General features: G+C 67.0%; 17 protein-coding genes. 13 read left to right on the forward strand and 4 right to left on the reverse strand.

Translation table 11 applies throughout. The features are described from left to right. Positions 1-234: 234 nt before the first annotated feature. Positions 235-2,271, reverse strand: coding sequence for a transglycosylase domain-containing protein (locus tag ACREE8_RS04890; RefSeq protein WP_431571857.1), 2,037 nt, complete (start codon positions 2,269-2,271; stop codon positions 235-237). 108 nt (positions 2,272-2,379) lie between these two features. Here ACREE8_RS04890 and ACREE8_RS04895 point away from each other — a divergent pair, with 108 nt between their 5' ends. The 4 genes from ACREE8_RS04895 to ACREE8_RS04910 all read left to right on the forward strand — a co-directional run bounded on the left by ACREE8_RS04895 (position 2,380) and on the right by ACREE8_RS04910 (position 6,574). Then, positions 2,380-3,363, forward strand: coding sequence for an N-acetyltransferase family protein (locus ACREE8_RS04895; RefSeq protein WP_431571858.1), 984 nt, complete (start codon positions 2,380-2,382; stop codon positions 3,361-3,363). Positions 3,364-3,384: 21 nt separating this feature from the next. Then, positions 3,385-5,610: a tetratricopeptide repeat protein gene (locus ACREE8_RS04900; protein ID WP_431571859.1), complete on the forward strand. Its 2,226-nt coding sequence runs from the start codon at positions 3,385-3,387 to the stop codon at positions 5,608-5,610. Between the two features lie 91 nt (positions 5,611-5,701). Next, positions 5,702-6,319: a LysE family translocator gene (locus ACREE8_RS04905; protein ID WP_431571860.1), complete on the forward strand. Its 618-nt coding sequence runs from the start codon at positions 5,702-5,704 to the stop codon at positions 6,317-6,319. A 24-nt stretch (positions 6,320-6,343) separates the two neighbouring features. Continuing rightward, a complete protein-coding gene (locus ACREE8_RS04910; RefSeq protein WP_431571861.1) occupies positions 6,344-6,574 on the forward strand; it encodes a DUF6429 family protein in 231 nt (76 codons plus the stop codon). Positions 6,575-6,618: 44 nt separating this feature from the next. Here ACREE8_RS04910 and ACREE8_RS04915 read toward each other — a convergent pair whose 3' ends face one another. The 3 genes from ACREE8_RS04915 to ACREE8_RS04925 all read right to left on the reverse strand — a co-directional run bounded on the left by ACREE8_RS04915 (position 6,619) and on the right by ACREE8_RS04925 (position 10,351). After that, positions 6,619-7,266 carry a cupin domain-containing protein gene (locus ACREE8_RS04915; RefSeq protein ID WP_431571862.1) on the reverse strand — a complete coding sequence of 216 codons (648 nt, stop codon included), beginning with the start codon at positions 7,264-7,266 and terminating at the stop codon, positions 6,619-6,621. Positions 7,267-7,466: 200 nt separating this feature from the next. Continuing rightward, positions 7,467-8,345 (reverse strand): SMP-30/gluconolactonase/LRE family protein, encoded by an 879-nt coding sequence (locus tag ACREE8_RS04920; protein ID WP_431571863.1) that lies wholly within the window; start codon positions 8,343-8,345, stop codon positions 7,467-7,469. Positions 8,346-8,392: 47 nt separating this feature from the next. After that, positions 8,393-10,351: an FAD-dependent oxidoreductase gene (locus ACREE8_RS04925; protein ID WP_431571864.1), complete on the reverse strand. Its 1,959-nt coding sequence runs from the start codon at positions 10,349-10,351 to the stop codon at positions 8,393-8,395. Between the two features lie 309 nt (positions 10,352-10,660). Here ACREE8_RS04925 and ACREE8_RS04930 point away from each other — a divergent pair, with 309 nt between their 5' ends. The 9 genes from ACREE8_RS04930 to ACREE8_RS04970 all read left to right on the forward strand — a co-directional run bounded on the left by ACREE8_RS04930 (position 10,661) and on the right by ACREE8_RS04970 (position 20,651). Further along, a complete protein-coding gene (locus ACREE8_RS04930; RefSeq protein WP_431571865.1) occupies positions 10,661-12,256 on the forward strand; it encodes an ABC transporter substrate-binding protein in 1,596 nt (531 codons plus the stop codon). A 183-nt stretch (positions 12,257-12,439) separates the two neighbouring features. Continuing rightward, positions 12,440-13,426, forward strand: coding sequence for an ABC transporter permease (locus tag ACREE8_RS04935; protein WP_431571866.1), 987 nt, complete (start codon positions 12,440-12,442; stop codon positions 13,424-13,426). Beyond that, positions 13,411-14,343 (forward strand): ABC transporter permease, encoded by a 933-nt coding sequence (locus ACREE8_RS04940; RefSeq protein ID WP_431571867.1) that lies wholly within the window; start codon positions 13,411-13,413, stop codon positions 14,341-14,343. Before ACREE8_RS04935 ends, ACREE8_RS04940 begins: the two co-directional genes overlap by 16 nt. Next, positions 14,340-16,145, forward strand: a complete 1,806-nt coding sequence (locus tag ACREE8_RS04945) for a dipeptide ABC transporter ATP-binding protein (protein ID WP_431571868.1) — start codon at positions 14,340-14,342, stop codon at positions 16,143-16,145. The genes ACREE8_RS04940 and ACREE8_RS04945 overlap by 4 nt, the downstream gene beginning before the upstream one ends. Before the next feature lie 40 nt (positions 16,146-16,185). After that, positions 16,186-17,379, forward strand: coding sequence for an L-2-hydroxyglutarate oxidase (lhgO, locus tag ACREE8_RS04950; RefSeq protein ID WP_431571869.1), 1,194 nt, complete (start codon positions 16,186-16,188; stop codon positions 17,377-17,379). Between the two features lie 33 nt (positions 17,380-17,412). Further along, complete coding sequence (locus tag ACREE8_RS04955; RefSeq protein ID WP_431571870.1) at positions 17,413-17,907, forward strand: GNAT family N-acetyltransferase; 495 nt, start codon at positions 17,413-17,415, stop codon at positions 17,905-17,907. 86 nt (positions 17,908-17,993) lie between these two features. After that, positions 17,994-19,583, forward strand: a complete 1,590-nt coding sequence (locus tag ACREE8_RS04960; protein ID WP_431571871.1) for an AMP-binding protein — start codon at positions 17,994-17,996, stop codon at positions 19,581-19,583. A 29-nt stretch (positions 19,584-19,612) separates the two neighbouring features. Continuing rightward, entirely contained in the window at positions 19,613-20,230 is a 618-nt protein-coding gene (locus ACREE8_RS04965) for a 2-hydroxychromene-2-carboxylate isomerase (protein ID WP_431571872.1), read from the forward strand. Between the two features lie 190 nt (positions 20,231-20,420). Further along, a complete protein-coding gene (locus ACREE8_RS04970; RefSeq protein ID WP_431571873.1) occupies positions 20,421-20,651 on the forward strand; it encodes a hypothetical protein in 231 nt (76 codons plus the stop codon). Positions 20,652-20,656: the final 5 nt, after the last annotated feature.

Genomic DNA, 20,656 nt, shown 5'->3' on the forward strand with positions numbered 1-20,656 from the left:
CTACTGGACGCTGGTGCGGCCCTGGCAGAAGCAGGACGGGTAGGCGACGTTACTCGTCATGCCGGCCCCCGTGTCGCGCCGTAGGCGCGCACGAGGACAAGCTACGGCCGGCATCCATGAACACAGACCGTTCTCAATTCTTCTCAATGGGTGTTCATGGACCCCCGGCCGGAGTTTAGCCTCGGGCCGGGGTGACGGTATAGCGCAGATCGGCGTCCGATCTGCGTTACACCGTCATTTCTTGTTGTCCCGCTGATTCACCAGCCGCTCGATGAAGTTGGCGAAGGAATCGTTGCCGGTTTCCTTGGCCGCCGTCACCGGATCGGGGGCCACGATGGTTCCCGATGACGCGTCGTTCGAGGCGGTATCGGCCGTGCCGTCGGGCACGCCGGCGACCAGGGGCTCGTTGCCGCCGGGCCAGGGCAAGGGCCGCGGCAGTTCCTTGTCCAGAGCGGCCGCCATGAAGCCCTGCCAGATTTTGACCGGCAGGCCGCTGCCGGCGACCTTCTTCATCGGATGGCCGTCGTCATTACCGACCCAGACGCCGGTGACGAGCTCGGCGGTGTAGCCGATGAACCAGGCATCGCGATAATCCTGCGTGGTGCCGGTCTTGCCCGCTTCCGGCCGCCCGATCTGGGCCGCCTTGCCGGTGCCCCACTCGATCACCGACGACATGATGTCCTGCATCTCGAGCACATAGCGCGGCGCGACGATGCGGCCCGGGCCCGATCCCTCGCGCGCATAGAGCAGTGTGCCTTCCCGGTCGCGCACCTCGGCGATCGCATAGGGCCACACCCCCTCGCCGCGATTGGCGAAGACCGCATAGGCGCCCGTCATCTCCAGGAGATTCACCTCGCTGGTCCCAAGCGCCAGGCTCGGCGTCGCCATGAGCTTGCTGTTGATGCCGAGACGCTCGGCCGTCTGCGCCACGCGCTTGGGCCCCACCCGCTGGATCAGCTGCGCCGCCACGCTGTTGAGCGAGCGCGCGAAGGCCTCGCGCAGCGTCACGTCGCCGTAATAGCGGTCGTTGTAATTGTCCGGCTTCCAATTGCCGATCGAGATCGGCGCGTCGGTGAAATGGCTGTCGGGATCGAAGCCGTTCTCGAAGGCGGTGAGGAACAGGAACGGCTTGAAGGCGGAGCCCGGCTGGCGCTGCGCCTGGGTCGCGCGGTTGAACTGGCTGTTGCCGTAATCGAGCCCGCCCACCATGGCCTTGACCGCCCCTTCGGGCGTCATCGAAACCAGCGCCGCCTCGCTCGCATCCTGCGGCGGTCCTTCCTTCATGAAGATCTCGGTGAGCTTGGCCTCGGCCTGGCGCTGCAGCACCGGATCGAGCGTCGTGGTCACCACCAGATCGCGATCGGAATAGCCGACGAAGCCCGGCAGCTGGTCGAGCACCCAGTCGGCGAAATACTGGCCGAGCGGGCCGCTGCGCGCCGGGGTGTTGTGGCCGAAGCCCTCGGCCGCCACCGCGTCGGCCTCGTCCTTCGTCATATAGTCGGCCGCGACCATGTTGCCGAGCACGAGCTTGGCGCGCGCCTCGGCCAGGTCGCGATCGTTGAACGGGCTGTAGCGCGAGGGCGCCTTCAGCAGGCCCGCCAGCAAGGCTGCCTCGTAACGTGTCACCTCGGAGGCCGGTTTGCCGAAATAGCGGTGCGACGCGGCATCGACGCCATAGGTGCCGGCGCCGAAATAAACGCGGTTGAGATAGAGCTCGAGCAGCTGGTCCTTGGTGAAATTATGCTCGAGCCACAAGGCGAGCAGCACCTCCTGGCCCTTGCGCCGCAGGGTGCGCGCCGGCGTGAGGAAGACGTTCTTGGCGAGCTGCTGGGTGATGGTGCTGCCGCCCTGCACCCAGCCGCCCGATCGCAGATTCACATAGACCGCGCGCGCGAGACCGCGCAGATCCAATCCGAAATGGCTGTAGAAGCGCCGGTCCTCGGTCGCGATCACGGCCTGGGGCAGATAGCCCGGCAGCTCCTGCAGCGTGACCGTCTTGCCGTAGAGATCGCCATAGGAAGCGAGGATCGAGCCATCGGCGGCGAGGAGCGTGACGCTGGGCTTATGCTCGATCTCGTTGAGGCGGGACACGTCGGGCAGGTCATAGGCGAGCCAACCGACGAAGCAGAGACCGAGGAAGAAACTCCAGACCGTCGCCACCAGGCCCCATTTGGCAACGTCCAGCAGCAGCCCGTGGCGCTGGCGCCAGGACCCGCCGCCCTTGCGCTTCGGCTTGCGTCCGTTGTCCTTCTTTTTCCCGCGACCGGCCATGGTCACTCTCTAAGTGATTCGCGAGTCGAGGGCCAGCCTGGGGCCGCAAAGTCCGGGAAACTGCGGGAATTGCCAGCCGCCGGGGCGCCCGGCATGATCGCGCCCGTCATGACGAATCGGCGCTTTCATATCCGCGCGGCGGGCCCGCAGGACGGCGACACGGTGGCGCGGCTTTGCGCCGCCCTCTCCGCCCATGAGGGCGCGCCGCCGCCGGCCTTCACGGGCGAGGATTTCCGTCGCCGGGCTTGCGGGCCCGATGCCCTCTTCGCAGGATTGATCGCGGAGCAGGAGGGCCGGCCGGTGGGCTATGCGCTGCATAAGCGGGACTACGATACCGATCGGTTGGAACGCTGCGTCCATGTGCTCGATCTTTTTGTCGAAAACACGGCGCGCGGCAGTGGCATCGGTCGGGCCCTGATGGCCTCGGCTGCGGCGGCCGGTAGGGTTTATGGCGCAACCTTGGCTTATTGGGGGGTGTTGCAAGGCAACCCCCTGGCCCGCGCGTTTTATCGCGGTATCGGCGGCGTCGAGAACACCGCCATGAGCCTCTGGGGCGTCGATGACGAGGGCTTCGACCGGCTTTGCCGCCAGCCCCTGCCCATGGGCGTCACGATGCGCGAAGGAGCGCTCGCGGATGTACCGCTGCTGACGCGCTTTCTGAAAAACCTCTTTGCCGACATGGACGAGCCGCCGCCGCCCGAGATCGCGCCGCGGCTGGCGCGCGACGGTTTCGGGCCGGAGCCTTTCTTCGAGATCCTGATCGCGAAGCGCGGCGGCCATGCGCTCGGCTATGCCATGTCGTGGCTCACCTATGAAACGCAGGAGGCGGAATCCGTCATCGCGCTCTCCGACCTCTATGTGCTGCCGGAGGGACGCGGCGGCGGGATCGGCACCGCACTGATGGGCGAGGTCGCGCGCTGCGGGCGGCGTCGCGGCGCCGGCGGGCTCTGGTGGCCGATGCTCAAATCGAACGAGCGCGCACGGCACTATTATGCGCGCTTCGCGACCGAGGACCCCGAGGCGCTCTACTGCACGATGGATGGCGAGGCCTTCCAGCGGCTGGCGGCGTCGGCACCGGTGCTGCCTTCATGAACCCGCACCCTGCGATCCGCCATGGCCGCTAATCCGCTCCTCACCGCGCAGCAAGCGCTGGCCGCCGGACGGTTGGCGGATGCGGCCAACCTGATCGAGGCCCGGCTGCGCACGGCGCCGCAGGATGCGGCGACGCTCCATCTCAAGGGCCTCCTGGAATTCAAGCGCGGCTATGGCGCGGCCGCGGTCGCGACGCTCGAGATGGCCTCGCGGCGCGCACCGCAGAACGTCGTGATCTTCGGCGATCTCGGCCGGGTCCAGGCGGCGCAGGGCGCCTTCTCCGATGCGGCGGCGAGCTTTCGCCGCGCGCTCGCGATCGACCCGGCGGCCCTGTCCGAACGGGAAGATCTCGGCACCGCGCTCTGCTGCCTCGAGCAGCTCGAGGAAGGAGCCCGGGAATATGAGGCCGTGCTGCGCCGCGCGCCGAAGCGGGCCGGCACCATGCTGCGGCTGGCCCGCGTGCGGGTTCAGCAGAACCGGAGCGAAGAGGCCACCAAGCTGGCGAAGGAGGCGATGCGGATCGAGCCGCGCGCGGCCGGCAAGGCGAACTTCATGCTGGGCCAGGCGGCGATGAACGAGGCGCGCTATGCCGATGCGGAGCGCGACTTCACCCGCGCGATCGATGCCGGCGAGACCAGTGCCGAAACGCTGATCTGGCGCGCCCGGGCCCGGTTCCGGCAGGAAAATCTGGAGCCGGCCTTCGCCGATGCGCAAGCCGCGGCCAAGCGCCCCGGCAGCGGCGGCGAGGCCGAGCTTCTGGCGGCGCGCATCGCGGCCCAGCGCGGCGATATCGCGGCGGCGGTCGCCCTCGGCAAGGCGGCGGTGGCGCTCAAGCCAGCGAGCTTCCGGACAAGATGGTTCGCCGCCAATCTGCTGGCGCCGGTTTTGGAGCGCGAAGCCGATGTGGAGCCGGAGCGCGCGCGCTGGCGCGAGGCAGTCACGGCCTTCGCGGCCGATCTCAGGCTCGACACGCCCGAGCGCATCAACGAAGCGGCCGCCGCGGCCCAGGAGACCTCGAACTTCCACCTGCATTATCGCGGCGTCGAGAATCGCCGCGAGCAGGAGCTCTATGGCGGCGTGCTCACGCGGATCGCGGCGGCGCGCTGGCCGGCGCTGGCGCAACGGCCGGAGCGTGACGGCAGCCCCCGCGCCGGCGGGCGTCGGCCCCGGGTCGGCTTCATCTCCGCCTATTTCCACGAGCATTCGATCTGGAAGACCCACTCGGCCTGGATAACGGCCAGCAGCCGCGAGATCGAGAAGTATGTCTATTACGCCGGCCGGCGCGACGAAGCCGGCTATACGGATCTCGTGCGCGCGGCGGCCGATCATTGGCGCCACGAGTTGAACCCCGCAAAACTGGCGCCGCTGATCGCCGACGACCGGCTCGACGTCCTCATTTATCTCGATCACGGCATGGTGCTGGATCTGCAGCTGGTGGCGGCGCTACCGCTGGCGCCGGTGCAGGCGAACGGGCTGGGTCATCCGATCACCTCGGGCATGCCGAGCTTCAGCCATGCGCTGACCAGCGCCCGCATGGAGCCCGCGGACGGCGATCGTCACTACAGCGAGAAACTGGTGCGGCTCTCGGGCAGCGCCTCGGCCTATGGCTGGGCCCGCCTCGCCCGTCAGCTCGAGGCGACGCCGCCGGCGCGCGAGGAACGCGATCCGTCGCGGGTGCGATTCCTCTGCGCCCAGAATCTCTCCAAATACCTGCCGCAGCATGACCTGCTGCTGGCCCGTATCGCCGCCGAGCTGCCCGCCGCCGAGTTCCATTTCCTGGGCGAGAACGCCGGACGCATCGAAAGGCTGCGGCAGCGCCTCGGCCTCGCCTTCGCGAGCCTCGGGCTCGATCCCGCGCGGCATCTGCGCTTCCACGGGACGCTGCGGCCGGCCGGATTCTTCCGTCTCAATCTCGACAGCGACGTCTTCCTCGACGGCATCCTCTGGTCGGGCAACAACACCGCGCATGAAGCGATCGCCTGCGGCCTGCCGATCGTCACTTGGCCTGGCCCCGAGATGCGCGGGCGCCACGCGCTGGCGTTCCTCGGCATGATGGGGCTCGAGGAGACGGTGGCGGCCGATGCCGACGGCTATGTCGCGCTCGCCGTGGCGCTGGGCAGGGATGCCGAGCACCGCCGTCATCTGCGCGGGAAGATCGAGGCGCGCCGGACCGCGGTCTATGACGACCCCGGCCCGATCGCCGATCTCGAACGCTTCGTCACCGAACAGGCCGAAACACGGGATTAGGCCGGTGTCAGAACGAGGCTTTACAGCCCCAGTCCGGCCATGGCTTGCTTTACTGGCATCGTCCGACGACGGCCGAAAAGCGAGACCCCGCATGACCCTCGAGCTCTGGCTTGCCTTCACCCTGGCCGCGGCCGGCCTGATCATGATCCCCGGCCCGACCGTCCTGCTGGTGGTGGGGTTCGGATTCTCCGCCGGCACGCGGGCCGCCTTCCTCAGCATGATCGGCGTGGCGCTGGGCGATATCGCCGCGATCACGCTGTCCTTCCTGGGCGTGGGTGCCTTGCTCGCCCTCTCCGCCGAGCTCTTCATGGTCCTGAAATTCGCGGGCGCGCTTTATCTCTTCTATCTCGGCATCAAGCTGTGGCGCGCGCCGGTGACGCCGCTGCGCGAAAGTGCCGTCCTGCCGCCCACGCGCGGCCTGATCGGCAAGGCCTTCCTGGTGACCTTCCTCAATCCGAAGGGCATCCTGTTCTTCACCGCCTTCATGCCGCAATTCATCGTCGGCAGCGAGCCTGCGGTGCCGCAGATGCTGATCCTGGGCGTAACCTTCCTCTTGCTGTCGCAGGCGATGCTGGCGGGCTTCGTGCTGCTGTCCCTGCGTACGCGCCGGATCGCGGCGACGCCCCGGGCGCTCAAGCTGTTCAACCGGATCGGCGGCTCGATCCTGATCGGCGCCGGGGTGATGACGGCGGCGCTGCGGCATCGCTGACCGGGCCTTCAGACAGAGGGATCGATGGATATCGATGAAGATCGGGTCGACGAAGCGGTTCTGGCGCTGCTCTATCTCGGGCTACACCAGCAATTTCGCGCCTGGAAGGGACTCGACTGGACCGCGATGGATCGCCTTCACCAGAAAGGCTACATCTCGAACCCCGCAAGCAAGGCGAAATCGGTCGAGTTCTCCGACGACGGATTGCGTGAAGCGGAGCGACTGTTTCGCAAGCTATTTGCGAAGAGCAACTGATCGAGACGGGACGGCGAAGCGGTTTGCACCCACTCCGAAACCGCTCAATAAGTGGGCGGCGTGATCACCCAGAGGATGATGGTCTGGCCGGGGCCCGGATTGCGGTAGCGGTGCGGCTCGTCGCTGGAATAGGCGAAGCTGTCGCCCTCGTTCAGCAGGAAATGACGGGCGCCGACCCAGAGCTCGAGCTTGCCCTCCAGCACATAGCCGGCCTCTTCGCCATTATGCGAATAGGCGTCGTCATCGGTCCCGGTGCCGGGCGGCATGATGCAATGCAGGAACTCGATCTTGCGCGCGAGATTGGGGCTCAGCAATTCATCGATGATGTCGCCGTGATAGACCAGCCGCCGGCGCTCATGCTTGCGGACCACATAATTGATCTCGCTGTCCTCGCGCACCAGGCTCTCGCTGGCGAAGAACCAGTGGAGATTGACCTTGAGCCCCTCCGCGATCGCCGCCAGCGCCGTGATCGAGGGGCTGGCCTGGTCGCGCTCGAGCTGACTCAGGTGACCCGGCGACAGGTTGCTGCGGTCGGCCAGCTGCTGCAGCGTCAGGGACTGCGCCTTGCGCATCTCGCGGATGCGCGAGCCGATGAAGACCGAGCGGTCATTGCCGGCCAGCGGCCGCTTGCCGCCGCGCAGCACATGGACGCCGCCATTGCCGGCCGCCGGCGCCGCCCGGGGAGCCGCCATCGCCACCTGGATTCGGCCCCGGGTTTTCTTCTTTTTCGGCTTTTGCGGCATCGGCGGTTCGACTCGCTTGAGGATTCGCGGAGATATTCTAGCGGATACCACGAATCCTCAAGGACCGGGCAGGGATGCTTCGCCGCAGCCCCGCCGGCCCGCATCTCGCCTGGTATCTACCCTGTAACCGGCAAGGGCAGGCCCGGGTTTCAGAGGCCGGGAACCCGCAGCCGGATCTTGTAGAGCGAGGTCGAGGCCGTGATGAAGAGCGTCTTTTTGTCGTCCTCGCCGAAGGCGAAGTTCGCGGTCTCCTCGGGCACCCGGATCACGCCCAGGCATTTGGCGTCGGGATCGAACACATGGACGCCGCCCTGCGAGGCGCAATAGACATTGCCCTGGCTGTCGATCTTGAGCCCGTCGGGGCTGCCGAGCCCCTCGCCCTTCGTCTCCGCCCAGACCCGTCCATTGCGCAAGTCGCCCTGGGGCGTCAGGTCGAACAGGCGGATATGGTAGCGCTCGCTGTCATTGACGAAGATCTTCTTCTCGTCGAGCGAGAAACAGAGGCCGTTGGGCTGGATGAAATCATCCGCGAGCAGCGTCAAATGGTTGCCGTCGGGATCGACCCGGTAAACGCCCCGATAGGTCAGTTCCGGAGGCCGCTCGACGCCATATTCGGCGACCCGGCCATAGGTGGGATCGGTGAAGAAGATCTTGCCGTCGCGCCGTTCGATGATGTCGTTGGGGCTGTTGAGCTGCTTGCCGTCATAATGCGTCGCCAGGACCGTACGCGACCCGTCAAGCTCCTCGCGCGTCACCATGCAGGTCGCATGCTCGCAGGTCAGCAGCCGGCCCTTGCGGTCGCGATAATTGCCGTTGGCCATATGGCTCGGGCGCCGATAGCTGTTGACGCCGGCGCCGGGCTCCCAGCAATGCATCTGATCGCCCGGGATGTCGCTGAAGACCAGCTTGCGCTGTTCCGCATACCAGACCGGCCCCTCGGTGAAGCGAAAGCCGTTGGCGACGGTCTCGAGCTTCGCCGTCTTGTCGATCAAGCTTTCAAATCGCGGGTCTCGCACATCGATGGTCATGGTCCCTCAATCTCCCTGCTGTCCGATCTCTTGAAGCCCTGCCGCCGTCAGATCGCGGCGCCGGCCTTGAATCCCTCGTAGATTGCCTCTTCGGCGGTACGCGGCGCCATGCAATCGCCGACCACCTGGACCTCGCCCTCGTAATCGGCGAGCGCCTCGGTCAGCTCGGTCATCGGGCTGTGGCCGGTGCAGAGGACGAGCGTATCGACCCCTTCCATCACGATCGGCTTGCCGCTGACCGTGTTCTGGAGATAGACGCTGCTGCTGTCGCAGCCGAACAACCGCGCATAGGACGTGACCTCGACGCCGAGATCCTGCAGCTCCGCGTTCGACTGATCGCGCACGTAAAGCGGGATCATCTCACCCGGCAGGGTGCCGTTGACCGCCATGCGGACCCGGCAGCCGGCCTTGGCGAGCCGCACCGCGATGCCGATGCCGATCCAGTCGCAGCGCCAATCCACCACCACGACCGAGGTTCCGATCTTCGCCTTCTCGGTCAGGACATCCCAGGCATCGACGATCTGAAGATCACCGTCATTGGTGAAGTCCGGTCGGAAGGGCAAGGCACCTGTGGCCACCACCACGGCGTCCGGCTTGAACTGCTCGACCAGCTTGCGGTCGACCCTGGTGTTCCGCTTGATCGTGACCTGGGCCAGCTCCAGCTCGCGCCGCAGGTTGGTCACCAGCCCGCCGAACTCGGCGCGATGGGGCAGCAGCTGCGCCAGGAGCGCCTGCCCGCCCAGCCGCGCGCTGCCCTCGAAGAGGGTGACGTCATGGCCCCGCTGGGCCGCGATCACAGCGGCCTTCATGCCGGCCGGCCCGCCGCCCGCGATCATCACCTTCTTGCGCTTGCCGGCCGGCGCCAGTTTCCCAAGCTCGAGCTCACGGCCCGTGACCGGATGCTGGATGCAGGAGATCGGCTGGCCTTTATGGAAATGACCGATGCAGGCCTGGTTGCAGCCGATGCAGGCGCGGATGTCCTCGCTGCGGCCTTCCTGGGCCTTGCGCGGCATCTCCGGATCGCAGATCAGCGCGCGGGTCATGCCGCAGACATCCGCTTCGCCATTGCCGATCAGCTTGTCGGCGATCTGCGGCTGGTTGATGCGGCCGGCGAGGAAGACCGGGATTTTCACCCGCTTCTTCACCTGCGCGGTGAAGGACGCCATATAGCCGTTGGCGATGGTCATGGGCGGGACGATATGGACGGCACCGCCCGAGGTGGCCGAGGTGCCGCCGACCGCGCTCACATAATCGAGCGACGATTCGAGCCGCACGATCGCCTCCAGCGCCTCGTCGCCCGTCAACCCCTCATGGTCCATCTCGCCGCCCGAGATGCGCAAGCCCACCACGAACCGGTCGTCGGTCTTGGCCCGGATATCGGCGATCACCTCCCTCAGGAAGCGCAGGCGGTCATCCAGATCGCCGCCATAGTTGTCGGTGCGCTGATTGACGCGCGGATTGAGGAATTGCGACGGCAGATAACCGTGGCTGGCGACGATTTCCGCGCCGTCGAGCCCGGCCTTGCGCATACGCCGCGCCGCGTCGCCATAGCCGGCGACGATCTCCGCGATCATCGCCCGGCTCATCGGCCGCGGCATCACATGGAACCGCTCGTTGGGAACGGCGGAGGGCGCATAGGCAACCGCCAGCAGCCCGCCATGGGATTCCAGGATCTCGCGGCCGGGATGGAAGAGCTGGCCGAAGATCTTGGTGCCGTAGTGATGGACGCGTTCGGCCAGGCGCCGGTAGCCGTCGATCGCGCTGTCGTCGGTCGCCATCAGGATATGGTTGGTGTAGCGCGCGGTCTCATGCACGCCCGCCACCTGCACCACGATCAGCCCGACGCCGCCCCGCGCACGCGCCTCCTGATAGGCGATCAGCGGCTCGTTGACGGCCGCCTCGGTCGGCAGGGTCGTGTCATGGCCGGTCGAGAGGATTCGATTCTTGATGGTGCAGCCGCGAATGGTGAGCGGCTGAAAGATGTTCTTGAACGCGGTCATCGTCATCGCACCCGATCTCTCTGACAGAAGACGCAAGGCTTCATGGGCCGATCCGTCCCGCCGGCGGGGCCGGCGCGGGCGAGGAGGAACGGCACAGGATTATTTCTCTATCAAAAAAGTAGCATCTGTTTTTTGATTATGTCAACATGACCTCCAGTTCTTTCGGGTACAGGAGAGTTGCGGCGCCATGGCGCCCGTCTCTGGCGCGCTCAAGAAAAGATCGGCCGGCGCACGAACGTGGGAGAACCGCGCGCGCGACCGGCTCGAAGCCAATCCGCCCGCCGAAGGCGGGACGAACAGGGAGGATGACGGATCATGGGTCAGCGTAACGACGACGAGATTCTCGACCGGCTGCTCTTGAAGCACCAGCTGGGCCGACGCGACTTGCTCAAACGCAGCATGATCGCCGGCGCCGGCGCGCTCGGCGCGTCATGGCTCGCGGGCCGCAGCAAAAGCGCCTTTGCCGCGGCCCCGAAGAAGGGCGGCAATCTGCGCGTCGCCATGCTGGGCGGCAGCTCCTCGGACACGCTCGATGCGCATGTCGGCGTGGTTCCGCCGGATTTTTGCCGCAACGCGCTGCTCTATAACGGCCTGGTGCAGCTCGACAACGATGCCAAGCTGGTCAACGCGCTCGCGGAATCGCTGGAGCCGAATGCCACCGCCACGGAATGGACCGTGCGGCTGCGCAAGAACGCGAAGTTCCACAACGGCAAATCAGTCACCGCGGCCGACGTCGCCTTCACCTTCAACCGCATCGGCAGTCCGGACAAGCCGCTCTTCGGCGCCGGCACGCTCGCCCGCGTCGATCTCAAGAACATGAAGGCGCTCGACGACCGCACCTTGCGGATTCCGATGAACGCGCCCTTCGCGACCTTCCCCGAGGCCATCGCGCCGATCTATTTCTTCGCCATCGTGCCGGCCGATTACGACCCGGCCAAGCCGGTGGGCACGGGCCCCTTCAAGTTCGAGAGCTTCACGCCGGGCCAGCAGAGCGTCTTTACCCGCTTCGACGATTATTGGGAGGACGGGCTGCCCTATCTGGATTCGGTCACGGTGATCGATTCCTTCGCCAACGACACCGCCGCCTTCAACGCGCTCCAGGGCGGCGAGGTCGACGCCTTCGCCTTCGCGCCGCTGGCGCTGGCCAAGCAGGTCACGGAGGGCGGGCCGATCCAGGCGCTGGTCTCCAAGCCCGGCCAATGGACGCCCTTCACCATGCGCGTCGACCAGGCCCCGTTCGACGACGTCAATGTCCGCCAGGCTTTCCGTCTGCTGGTCGATCGCAAGCAGATGATCAATCTGGCGCTGAGCGGCTATGGCGCCATCGGCAACGACGTCTTCTCGCAATGGGATCCTTGTTATGACAAGTCGCTGCTGCGCGACCAGGACATCGACCAGGCGAAGTTCCTGCTGAAGAAGGCGGGCAAGGAAAATCTCGAGGTCGAGCTGGTGACCTCGGACTTCGCCGCGGGCGTGCTGCTGGCGGCCCAGGTCTTCGCGCAGCAGGCGACCAAGGCCGGGGTGAAGGTGAATGTCCGCCAGGTGACGGGCGACATCTTCTATGGCGACCAGTATCTGAAATGGCCGTTCGCCCAGGATTTCTGGAACTACAACCCCTATCTCAGCCAGGTCGCGCAGGGCTATCAGGCCGGCGCTGCCTATAACGAAACCCACTGGGACGATGCCAACTACAACAAGCTCTATAACGAGGCGCTGGCGACGATCGACGACGGCAAGCGCTGCGAGATCATCAAGCAGATGCAGAAGATCGATTTCGAGCAGGGCGGCTACATCATCTGGTCCTACAACCAGAGCATCGACCTCCTGACCGAGAACGTGCAGGGCCTGGGCCAGAGCGCCACCGGTTTCTCGATGGGCAATTACGGCTTCAACAAGGCTTGGCTGGCGTGAACCCAGCCTTGCCGCCGTTCCGGGGGGTTCGGCGGCAAACGGCCGGTGCGGGCGATGTCGGAAACCGGCATCGCCCCGCGCCGGTTTGGTCTGCAACCTTCGTTCCGTGACGACAAGGGGGCCGCTGACGCGATTGCATCGCCGGGCTCCCCCACGGGACATCATCGACGAGCAGCGATGCCCATGAGATTCCTCGGACGCAGCGTGATCGCCCGGCTCCTGGTCCGGCGTGTCCTTCTGGGGCTGCTGACGCTGTTCCTGGTCTCGATCGTGGTCTTCGCCGCGACGCAGGTCCTGCCGGGCGACGCGGCCAACGCGATCCTCGGCCGCTCGGCGACGCCGGAGCGGCTGGAGCAGTTGCGCGCCCAGCTCCATCTCGACCGCCCGGCCGTGACTCAGTACTGGCTCTGGCTGACCCAGGCGCTGTCGGGCGATCTCGGCACCTCGCTGGTCAACAACAAGCCGGTCGCGGACCAGGTGGTGCCGCGCATCGCCAACTCCGCCACCTTGCTGCTGCTGGTGGGCGCCTTCGGCATTCCGCCCTCGATCGCGCTCGGGATCGCCGCGGCGATCCGGCGCGGCCGGCGGCTCGATACCACGACCTCGGTGGTGGCGCTCGCCATGGCGGCAGCACCGGAATTCGTCATCGGCATCGGACTGATCGTGCTGCTCTCGACGGTGGTGTTCCATTGGCTGCCGCCGGTCTCGATGGTGCCGCCCGGACGATCGGTGCTGGCGCGGCCCCAGATCCTGGTGCTGCCGGTCCTGACCCTGGTGATCGTCTGCTTCCCCTACATCTTCCGCATGATGCGGGCCTCGATGATCGAGGTGCTGGAGAGCGACTATATCGAGATGGCCAAGCTCAAGGGCATCTCGCGCCGGCGCGTCATTCTCCTGCACGCGCTGCCGAACGCCATCGCCCCAACGGTCCAGGTCATCGCCCTCACCTTCGCCTATCTCGCCGGCGGCGTGGTGGTGGTCGAGTATGTGTTCGGCTTTCCCGGCATCGGCCAGGGGCTGATCAACGCCGTCACCTCGCGCGACGTGCCGACCATCCAATGCGTCGTGGTGCTGCTCGCGGCCTTCTATGTCGCGATCAACATCCTGGCGGACCTGATCGCGGTGCTGGTGACACCGCGCCTGAGAACCGGCACATGGCAGCGGTCGTGACCCCGGCGCCCCAGGCCCCCAGGCGCAGCGAGTTGCTGCGCCTGCTGCGCCGCGCGAGCTCGGGCGGGCTGGGCTCGGTCGGCCTCATCCTCGTTCTCGCGGTCGCCGGCCTCGCTCTGATCGGCCCCTTCGTCATGCCTTACACGCCGACCGAGTTCGTCGGCATCCCGTTCCAGCCGCCGGCCCCGGGCCTGCTCCTGGGCGCCGACATCCTCGGGCGCGACACGCTCTCGCGCGTGCTCGATGGCGGCTACAAGATCCTGGCGCTGGCGGCGATCGCCACCATGCTCGGCGTGATGGGCGGTGCCCTCCTCGGCATGATGGCGGGCTATCTCAAGGGCCTGCTCGACGAGATCACCATGCGCCTGCTCGACGTGGCGATGGCCTTCCCCCAGACCATCCTGGCGCTGCTCTTCGTCAGCATCATCGGGCCCAAGCTCTGGCTGATCACGCTGCTGGTCGCGGTCATCCATGCGCCGCAGGTGGCACGCGTCGCCCGCGCCGCGACCTTGTGGGTGGTGGAGGAGGATTTCGTCCGCTTCGCCGAGGTGATCGGCATGTCGGGCTGGAAGATTATGACCCGCGAGATCTTCCCCAACATCGTCAATCCGCTGATGGTCGAGTTCGGCCTGCGCTTCACCTACTCGATCGCGCTCATCGCCGGCTTGAGCTTCCTCGGATTCGGCCAGCAACCGCCGGCCGCCGACTGGGGTTTGATGATCAACGAGAATCGCATTGGCATGGGCCAGAACCCCTGGCCCGTGGTGGTGCCGATCCTGCTGATCGCGCTTCTGACCATCGGCATGAATCTCTTCACCGACGCGCTCGCCCGCGCCGCCATGGGCTTCTCCGGCGGCGAGGTCGAGGAACCGGCGGCGGCGACCTCGCCGATCGCGCCGGCGGAGCCGACCGCATGACATCCGTGCTCGCCACCAGCCCCATCGATGCCGGCGTGCCTGAGAGTATCGCGGTGCGAGACTTGCGCGTCGTCATCGCCAGTTCGGCTGCCGACGTGGTGGACGAGGTCGGCTTCGATCTGGTGCCGGGCGAGATCCTGGGGCTGGTCGGCGAATCCGGATCGGGCAAGACGACGGTCGGGCTGGCGTTGCTGAAACATTGCCGCCGCGGTCTTGCCATCGCGGGCGGCTCGGTGCTGATCGCCGGCCAGGACCTGCTGAGGCTGCCCGAGGCGGCCGTGAACGACCTCCGGGGCGAGCTGGTCTGCTATGTGCCGCAGGATCCGGGCACGGCGCTCAATCCGGGCCTGCGCATTCGTACCCAGATGAGCGAATGCCTGAAGGGACCAGCCACGGGCCGGGAGGCGGCGCTTCTCAATCTCCTGGCCGAGGTCAAGCTGCCGGCAACGCCGGCGTTCCTCGACGCCTATCCGCACCAGATGTCGGGCGGGCAGCAGCAGCGCATCGCCATCGCCATGGCCTTCGCGAACCGGCCGCGGCTGATCGTGATGGATGAGCCCACCACCGGCCTCGACGTGACCACCCAGGCGCATGTGCTGGAGACGGTGCGCCAGCTTTGCGCGCGCCATGGCGTCGCCGCCGTCTATGTCAGCCACGATCTGGCCGTCATCGCCTCGCTGGCGACGCGGGTCGCGGTCATGTATGCCGGCCGCATCGTCGAGATGGGCCCGACCGCGCAGGTGCTGCACCGTCCCGTCCATCCTTATACGCGGGCACTGATCCGCGCCGTGCCCGATCTCGATGGCAGCCTGCGGCTCCAGGGCATTCCGGGCCAGGCGCCCGATCCCGGCCGGCGGCCGGCCGGCTGCAGCTTCGCGCCCCGTTGTCCGCTGGCGATCGAGGCCTGCCGTGCGGCACCCCCGCCCTTCACGCCGATCGCCGCCGGCCACGAGGTCCGTTGCATCCGCAGCGGCGAGCAGGAATGTTCTCCCTCGTCTGCCGCCTCGCTCCTGGAGTCCCCGGGCTCGACGGCGGCACCGCTCTTCCGGATTGGAAATCTCCGCGCGTTCCACGGTGCCAAGGAAGTCCTCCATGGCATCACGCTCGATCTGCCCGCGCGCAGCTGTCTGGCACTGGTGGGCGAATCCGGATCGGGCAAGACCACGCTCGCGCGCTGCATCGCGGGGCTTCATCGCGAGCTCGACGGCGTCATGGAATTCCAGGGCGCCCCGATCGCGGCAGGCGCCCGGCGCCGCAGCGCCGAGGCGCGCCGGCGAATCCAGTATATCTTCCAGAATCCCTATGCCTCGCTCAATCCGCGCCGCAGCGTCGGCGATTCCATCGCGATCGCGCTGCACGAGTTCGAGCCCGTCTCGAGCCGCACCGCGCAGGAGCGCGTGGCGCAGGCGCTGGAACGCGTCGCCCTGCCGACGCGCACGGCGGAACGATTCCCGCATCAGCTCTCCGGCGGTCAGCGCCAGCGTGCCGCGATCGCGCGCGCGCTCATCGCCGAGCCGCTGCTGCTGGTCTGCGACGAGGTGACCTCGGCGCTCGACGTCTCGGTCCAGGCCGTGATCGTGGAGCTCTTGGGTCAGCTGCAGCAGGAGCAGGGACTGACGATGCTCTTCGTCACCCACAATCTGGCGCTCGTCCGCAGCATCGCGCAGCAGGTCGCGGTGATGCAGAGCGGGCGCATCGTCGAGCTCGGCTCGGTGCGCGCGGTTCTCGAGCAACCGCAGGCGGAGGAGACCCGCCGCCTGCTCACCGACGCCCCGCGTTTCAGCCCTCACCCGGCGCCCTGACCGGCGCGTCCCTCATCCCTTCCACAGCGGTAGTTATCCGATGATTTATGACTTCGGCGTCATTGGCGGCGGCATTGTCGGCTTGGCCACCGCCATGAGTCTGGCTTCGCTTCGCCCGGGTGCCGGCATCGTCCTGATCGAGAAGGAGACGGCGCTGGGCCGCCATCAGACCGGCCATAACAGCGGCGTCATCCATTCCGGAATCTACTACGCGCCCGGCAGCCTCAAGGCGAAGCTCTGCAAGGAAGGCGCCTTGGCGGTCAAGGAGTTCTGCACCGAGGAACGCATCCCGTTCGAGATCTGCGGCAAACTGCTGGTGGCGACCAATGCGCTCGAGCTGCAACGCATGGCGGCGCTGGCCGAACGCTCCGTGACCCATGGCATCAAATTCGAACGTCTCGACGCGCAGGAGCTGCGGCGGCGCGAGCCGCATATCGTCGGCATCGGCGCCCTCTATGTCGATACCACCGGCATCGTCGACTACAAGCAGGTCTGCGAGGCGATGGGGCGCCGGATCCGCCAGGCGGGCGGCCGGATCGAGACGGGCGCCGCGGTCACGGCAATCGGCGAGACGGGATCGGAGGTCTCGATCCGCGCCGGTGAGAAGCAATGGCAGGTGCGCCAGCTCGTGGCCTGCGCCGGCCTCCAGTCGGACCGGCTGGCGCGGCTGGCCGGCCTCAAGATCGAGCATCAGATCGTGCCCTTCCGGGGCGAGTATTTCGAGCTGCCGGCGGCCAAGTCCGACATCGTCAAGCATCTGATCTACCCGATCCCCGATCCGGGCCTGCCCTTCCTCGGCATCCACCTGACCCGGATGATCGATGGCAGCGTGACCGTGGGTCCCAACGCGGTGCTGGGCTTCGCGCGCGAGGGTTACCGAAAATTTTCCTTCAATGGCGCAGATGTCGCGGAGTTCATGTCCTTCCCCGGCTTCTGGCGCCTGATCGGCAAGAACCTGAAATCGGGCGTCACCGAGCTGACCAACTCGCTGGTCAAATCCGCCTATCTGGCGGAATGCCGGAAATATTGCCCGAGCCTGACAGCCGCGGATTTGCGTCCCATCGAAGCCGGGATCCGGGCCCAGACCGTCATGCGCAATGGCGGCCTATCCCATGATTTCATGTTCCTGAAGAGCGACCGGATGCTACATGTCTGCAATGCCCCGTCGCCGGCCGCGACTTCGGCAATTCCCATCGGCCGGATGATCGCGGAGCAATGTGTCGGCGGGCAATAGGGCCGCAGCCCGACGCGGGGGACATTGACAGTCTTGAGCCAACGGCCGGCCTTCCGGGGCCATATCCGCCTTTATCGCCCGGGCGATGTCGACGCGCTGATCGACATCTTCCGCGCCTCGGTCCGCCAGGTGGCGCGGCGCGACTATTCGCAGGAACAGGTCCTGGCCTGGGCGCCCGACGAGATCGATCGGACAGACTGGGCCGAGCAATATGCGGGCCGGCCCGCCTGGGTGGCGGAGATCGACGGCGCGCTGGTCGGCTTCAGCGACCTCGAGCCGGACGGCCATCTGGACATGATGTTCGTCCATCCGGACCATCAGGGCCGTGGCGTCGCCAGCGCCCTCCTCGCCGAAGTCGAAAGCTCGGCCCGCCATCAGGGCATCGACTGCCTCCATACCGAGGCCAGCATCACGGCGAAACCCTTCTTCGAGCGCCGCGGCTTCCATCTCCTCGCCCCGCAGACCGTGTCGATACGCGGCCAGCGCTTCATCAATTACCGGATGGAGAAGGTGTTGGGGCTGCCGTAACGGCCGTCGGGCAAGACGGCGGCCGCGACTGCCGCATTGCACCGGGCAAAACCCATCACATAAAGTGGCGGGCACCGATGCCCGCCATGACCGATTCCTATCCCAGCCCTTTCGAGACCCCCGGTGCGGCGCTGCGCCATCATGCGGCGCGGCGTCCCGATGCCGGGGCGCTGTGCTTTCCCTTGGCGGGCGCGCGGCTGAGTTTCGCCGGCTGGCTCGACCAGGCGGAAAGCCTGGCGCGCGGACTTCTGGCGCAGGGGTTGGAGCCGGGCCAGCATGTGGCGCTGCTGGCAGAGAATCGCCTCGAATGGCCCGTGACTCAGCTCGCTCTGGCGCTGGCGGGCCTGGTCATGGTGCCGATCAACAGCCATTCGCGCAAAGACGACCTGGCTTATGCGCTGGATCAGTCCGACAGCCGCGCGCTGTTGCTGTCGCGCAGCTTCCGCTCCAACCCCTATCTCGAGATGGTGGAGGGCCTGCGTCCGCGCCTGCCGCTGCTGCGCCATGTCGTTTGCTTCGATGGTACCGAGGGCAGCGCTGTCGGCTTCGACGCGCTGATCGCGCAAGGCCGCGACGTCGGCGGCGATCTGCCGGCGGTCAATTCGAGCGACGTCGCGGCGCTGCTCTACACCTCGGGTACGACCGGTTTTCCCAAGGGCGCGCTTCTCACCCATCTCGGCATGCTCGGCAACAGCTGGGGCACGGCGAACCGGCTGGGCGTTGTTGCCGGGGACCGCTGGACCTCGATCATCCCGCTGTTCCATTGCGCCGGCTGCATCATGAATCTGCTGGGCAGTCTGCAATGCGGCGGTGCCTATGTCGGCGTGCCGGCCTTCGATCCGGTGGCGATGTTCGAGGTCATCGAGCAGGAACGCTGCACCCTCCTATCGGGCGTGCCGACCTCCTATGCCGGCATGCTCGATCATCCGCGGCGGCGCGAATTCGATCTCTCCTCGCTCAAGGCCGGCACCTGCGGCGGCGCCGATGTCGATCCCGCAGTCCTGGAACGCTGCGTCGCGGAATATCCGATGCCGCGCCTGGCGCAGGTCTATGGCCAGACGGAATCGAGCACGCTCATCGCCTGTCCCGAGTTCGACGACGAGGATCGTCTCGCCACGGCGGGCCGGCCCCTGCCCGGCTATGATGTTCGCATCGCCGACACGCAGACCGGCATCGTTCTCGATACCGGCGGTGTGGGGCAGATCCAGGCTCGGGGCGGCATGGTCATGCGCGGCTATTACAAGAAGCCGGCGGAGACGGCGGAAACCATCGACGCCGACGGCTGGCTCCAGACGGGCGATCTGGGGTATCTGACGCCGGAAGGTCGCCTCGCTATCGCCGGCGGGCGGCTGCGCGACATGATCATCCGCGGCGGGGAGAACATCTATCCGGTCGAAATCGAGAATCTGATGCGCGGCCACGACGCCGTGGCCGAGATCGCGGTGTTCGGCATGCCCGACTCCTATTACGGCGAGGTCGTCGTCGCGGCGGTGCAGGCGCGCGCGCCTGTCGATCCGGAGAGCCTCGCGAAGTTCTGCGATGGGCGCATCGCGCGCTTCAAGATCCCGAGCCGCTTCTTTCGCGTCGCGACCTTCCCCATGACGGCGAGCGGCAAGATCCGCAAGACCGCACTGCGCGAGCTGGCGCTGGCCGGCAAGCTGGAGCCGATGACATGAGCACGGCTCCCTCCCAAGGACGCCCGCTGATGGCAGCCGAGACCCTCGATTTCTGGTTCGACTTCCACAGCCCCTGGGCCTATCTGGCCGCGACCCAGATCGAGGCGCTGGCCGCGCGCCATGGCATGGCGGTGCGCTGGCGCCCCTTGCATCTGCCCCGCCTGATCGAGGCGATCGACGGAAGGCGGCCGCTGGAAGAGAACGCGGCCTTCCTCGCCTGGTACAAGCAGGACCTCCAGGACTGGGCCGCGCTCTACGGCCTCTCGCTGCGCTATCACCCGAACTATCCGCTGCGGCCCGCCCGGGCTCTGCGCGCCGTATTGCGCGCCGACGAGCTGGGCCAGGCGAAGGGATTCACGCTCGCCGTCTTCCGCGCCTATTGGTCGGAGGAGCGCGACATCTCGAGCCTCGAGGAGCTGGCCCGGATCGGCGCCGCCTGCGGCCTCGACGGTGCCGAGATCTCCCACGCCGTCGCCGACGACGCCTATCGCCAGCGATTGGAAGCGAACACGAGCGAGGCGATCGGCCATGGCGTCTTCGGCGTCCCCACCGTCATCTGCCGCGGCAAGCTCTTCTTCGGCAATGACCGTCTCCAGCTGCTCGAAGGCTGGCTCGGCGGCACCGGCCCGCAAGTCTTCGCCCGATAGGGTCGGTCTCGGGCCGGACGGTAGCAATCGACCCCCTTCTCGTCCGGGAACTTGACGCCCCGGGAACCCGGCGCCCAAGCTCCCCGGGGCCGGAGGGGAGACGCGGAACCCCGAGCTGCGGGATTGGGACAGCTGGAAGCCCGGCCAGACCCGCGAGACGCTCGAGGTCCCCGGCATCGGCAAGGTCGAGGTGCATTACGACATCCGGTCGGAGGTGGGCCAGCTCGTGACCTTCGAAACCCATTTCCGCTTCGGCCCCGACGACATCGTGGTGGCGCCGCACACGCTGCGCTTCATGAGCCATAGGGAATTCGCGGGCTTCCTCGCCGAGGCGGGATTCCGGGACATCGCCTGGTACGGCAATTGGGACCGCTCGCCCGCGACGGCCACGAGCCCGGAGATCATCGCGATCGCGGGTTAGGATTG

This window comes from Hypericibacter sp., assembly GCF_050729195.1.
Lineage (GTDB): Bacteria > Pseudomonadota > Alphaproteobacteria > Dongiales > Dongiaceae > Hypericibacter.

Bases quoted from the DNA above. Each gene is read 5' to 3' on its own strand.
- ACREE8_RS04890 (WP_431571857.1), bottom strand. From the start codon at position 2,271: ATGGCCGGTCGCGGGAAAAAGAAGGACAACGGACGCAAGCCGAAGCGC.
- ACREE8_RS04895 (WP_431571858.1), top strand. From the start codon at position 2,380: ATGACGAATCGGCGCTTTCATATCCGCGCGGCGGGCCCGCAGGACGGC.
- ACREE8_RS04900 (WP_431571859.1), top strand. From the start codon at position 3,385: ATGGCCGCTAATCCGCTCCTCACCGCGCAGCAAGCGCTGGCCGCCGGA.
- ACREE8_RS04905 (WP_431571860.1), top strand. From the start codon at position 5,702: ATGACCCTCGAGCTCTGGCTTGCCTTCACCCTGGCCGCGGCCGGCCTG.
- ACREE8_RS04910 (WP_431571861.1), top strand. From the start codon at position 6,344: ATGGATATCGATGAAGATCGGGTCGACGAAGCGGTTCTGGCGCTGCTC.
- ACREE8_RS04915 (WP_431571862.1), bottom strand. From the start codon at position 7,266: ATGGCGGCTCCCCGGGCGGCGCCGGCGGCCGGCAATGGCGGCGTCCAT.
- ACREE8_RS04920 (WP_431571863.1), bottom strand. From the start codon at position 8,345: ATGACCATCGATGTGCGAGACCCGCGATTTGAAAGCTTGATCGACAAG.
- ACREE8_RS04925 (WP_431571864.1), bottom strand. From the start codon at position 10,351: ATGACGATGACCGCGTTCAAGAACATCTTTCAGCCGCTCACCATTCGC.
- ACREE8_RS04930 (WP_431571865.1), top strand. From the start codon at position 10,661: ATGGGTCAGCGTAACGACGACGAGATTCTCGACCGGCTGCTCTTGAAG.
- ACREE8_RS04935 (WP_431571866.1), top strand. From the start codon at position 12,440: ATGAGATTCCTCGGACGCAGCGTGATCGCCCGGCTCCTGGTCCGGCGT.
- ACREE8_RS04940 (WP_431571867.1), top strand. From the start codon at position 13,411: ATGGCAGCGGTCGTGACCCCGGCGCCCCAGGCCCCCAGGCGCAGCGAG.
- ACREE8_RS04945 (WP_431571868.1), top strand. From the start codon at position 14,340: ATGACATCCGTGCTCGCCACCAGCCCCATCGATGCCGGCGTGCCTGAG.
- lhgO (WP_431571869.1), top strand. From the start codon at position 16,186: ATGATTTATGACTTCGGCGTCATTGGCGGCGGCATTGTCGGCTTGGCC.
- ACREE8_RS04960 (WP_431571871.1), top strand. From the start codon at position 17,994: ATGACCGATTCCTATCCCAGCCCTTTCGAGACCCCCGGTGCGGCGCTG.
- ACREE8_RS04965 (WP_431571872.1), top strand. From the start codon at position 19,613: ATGGCAGCCGAGACCCTCGATTTCTGGTTCGACTTCCACAGCCCCTGG.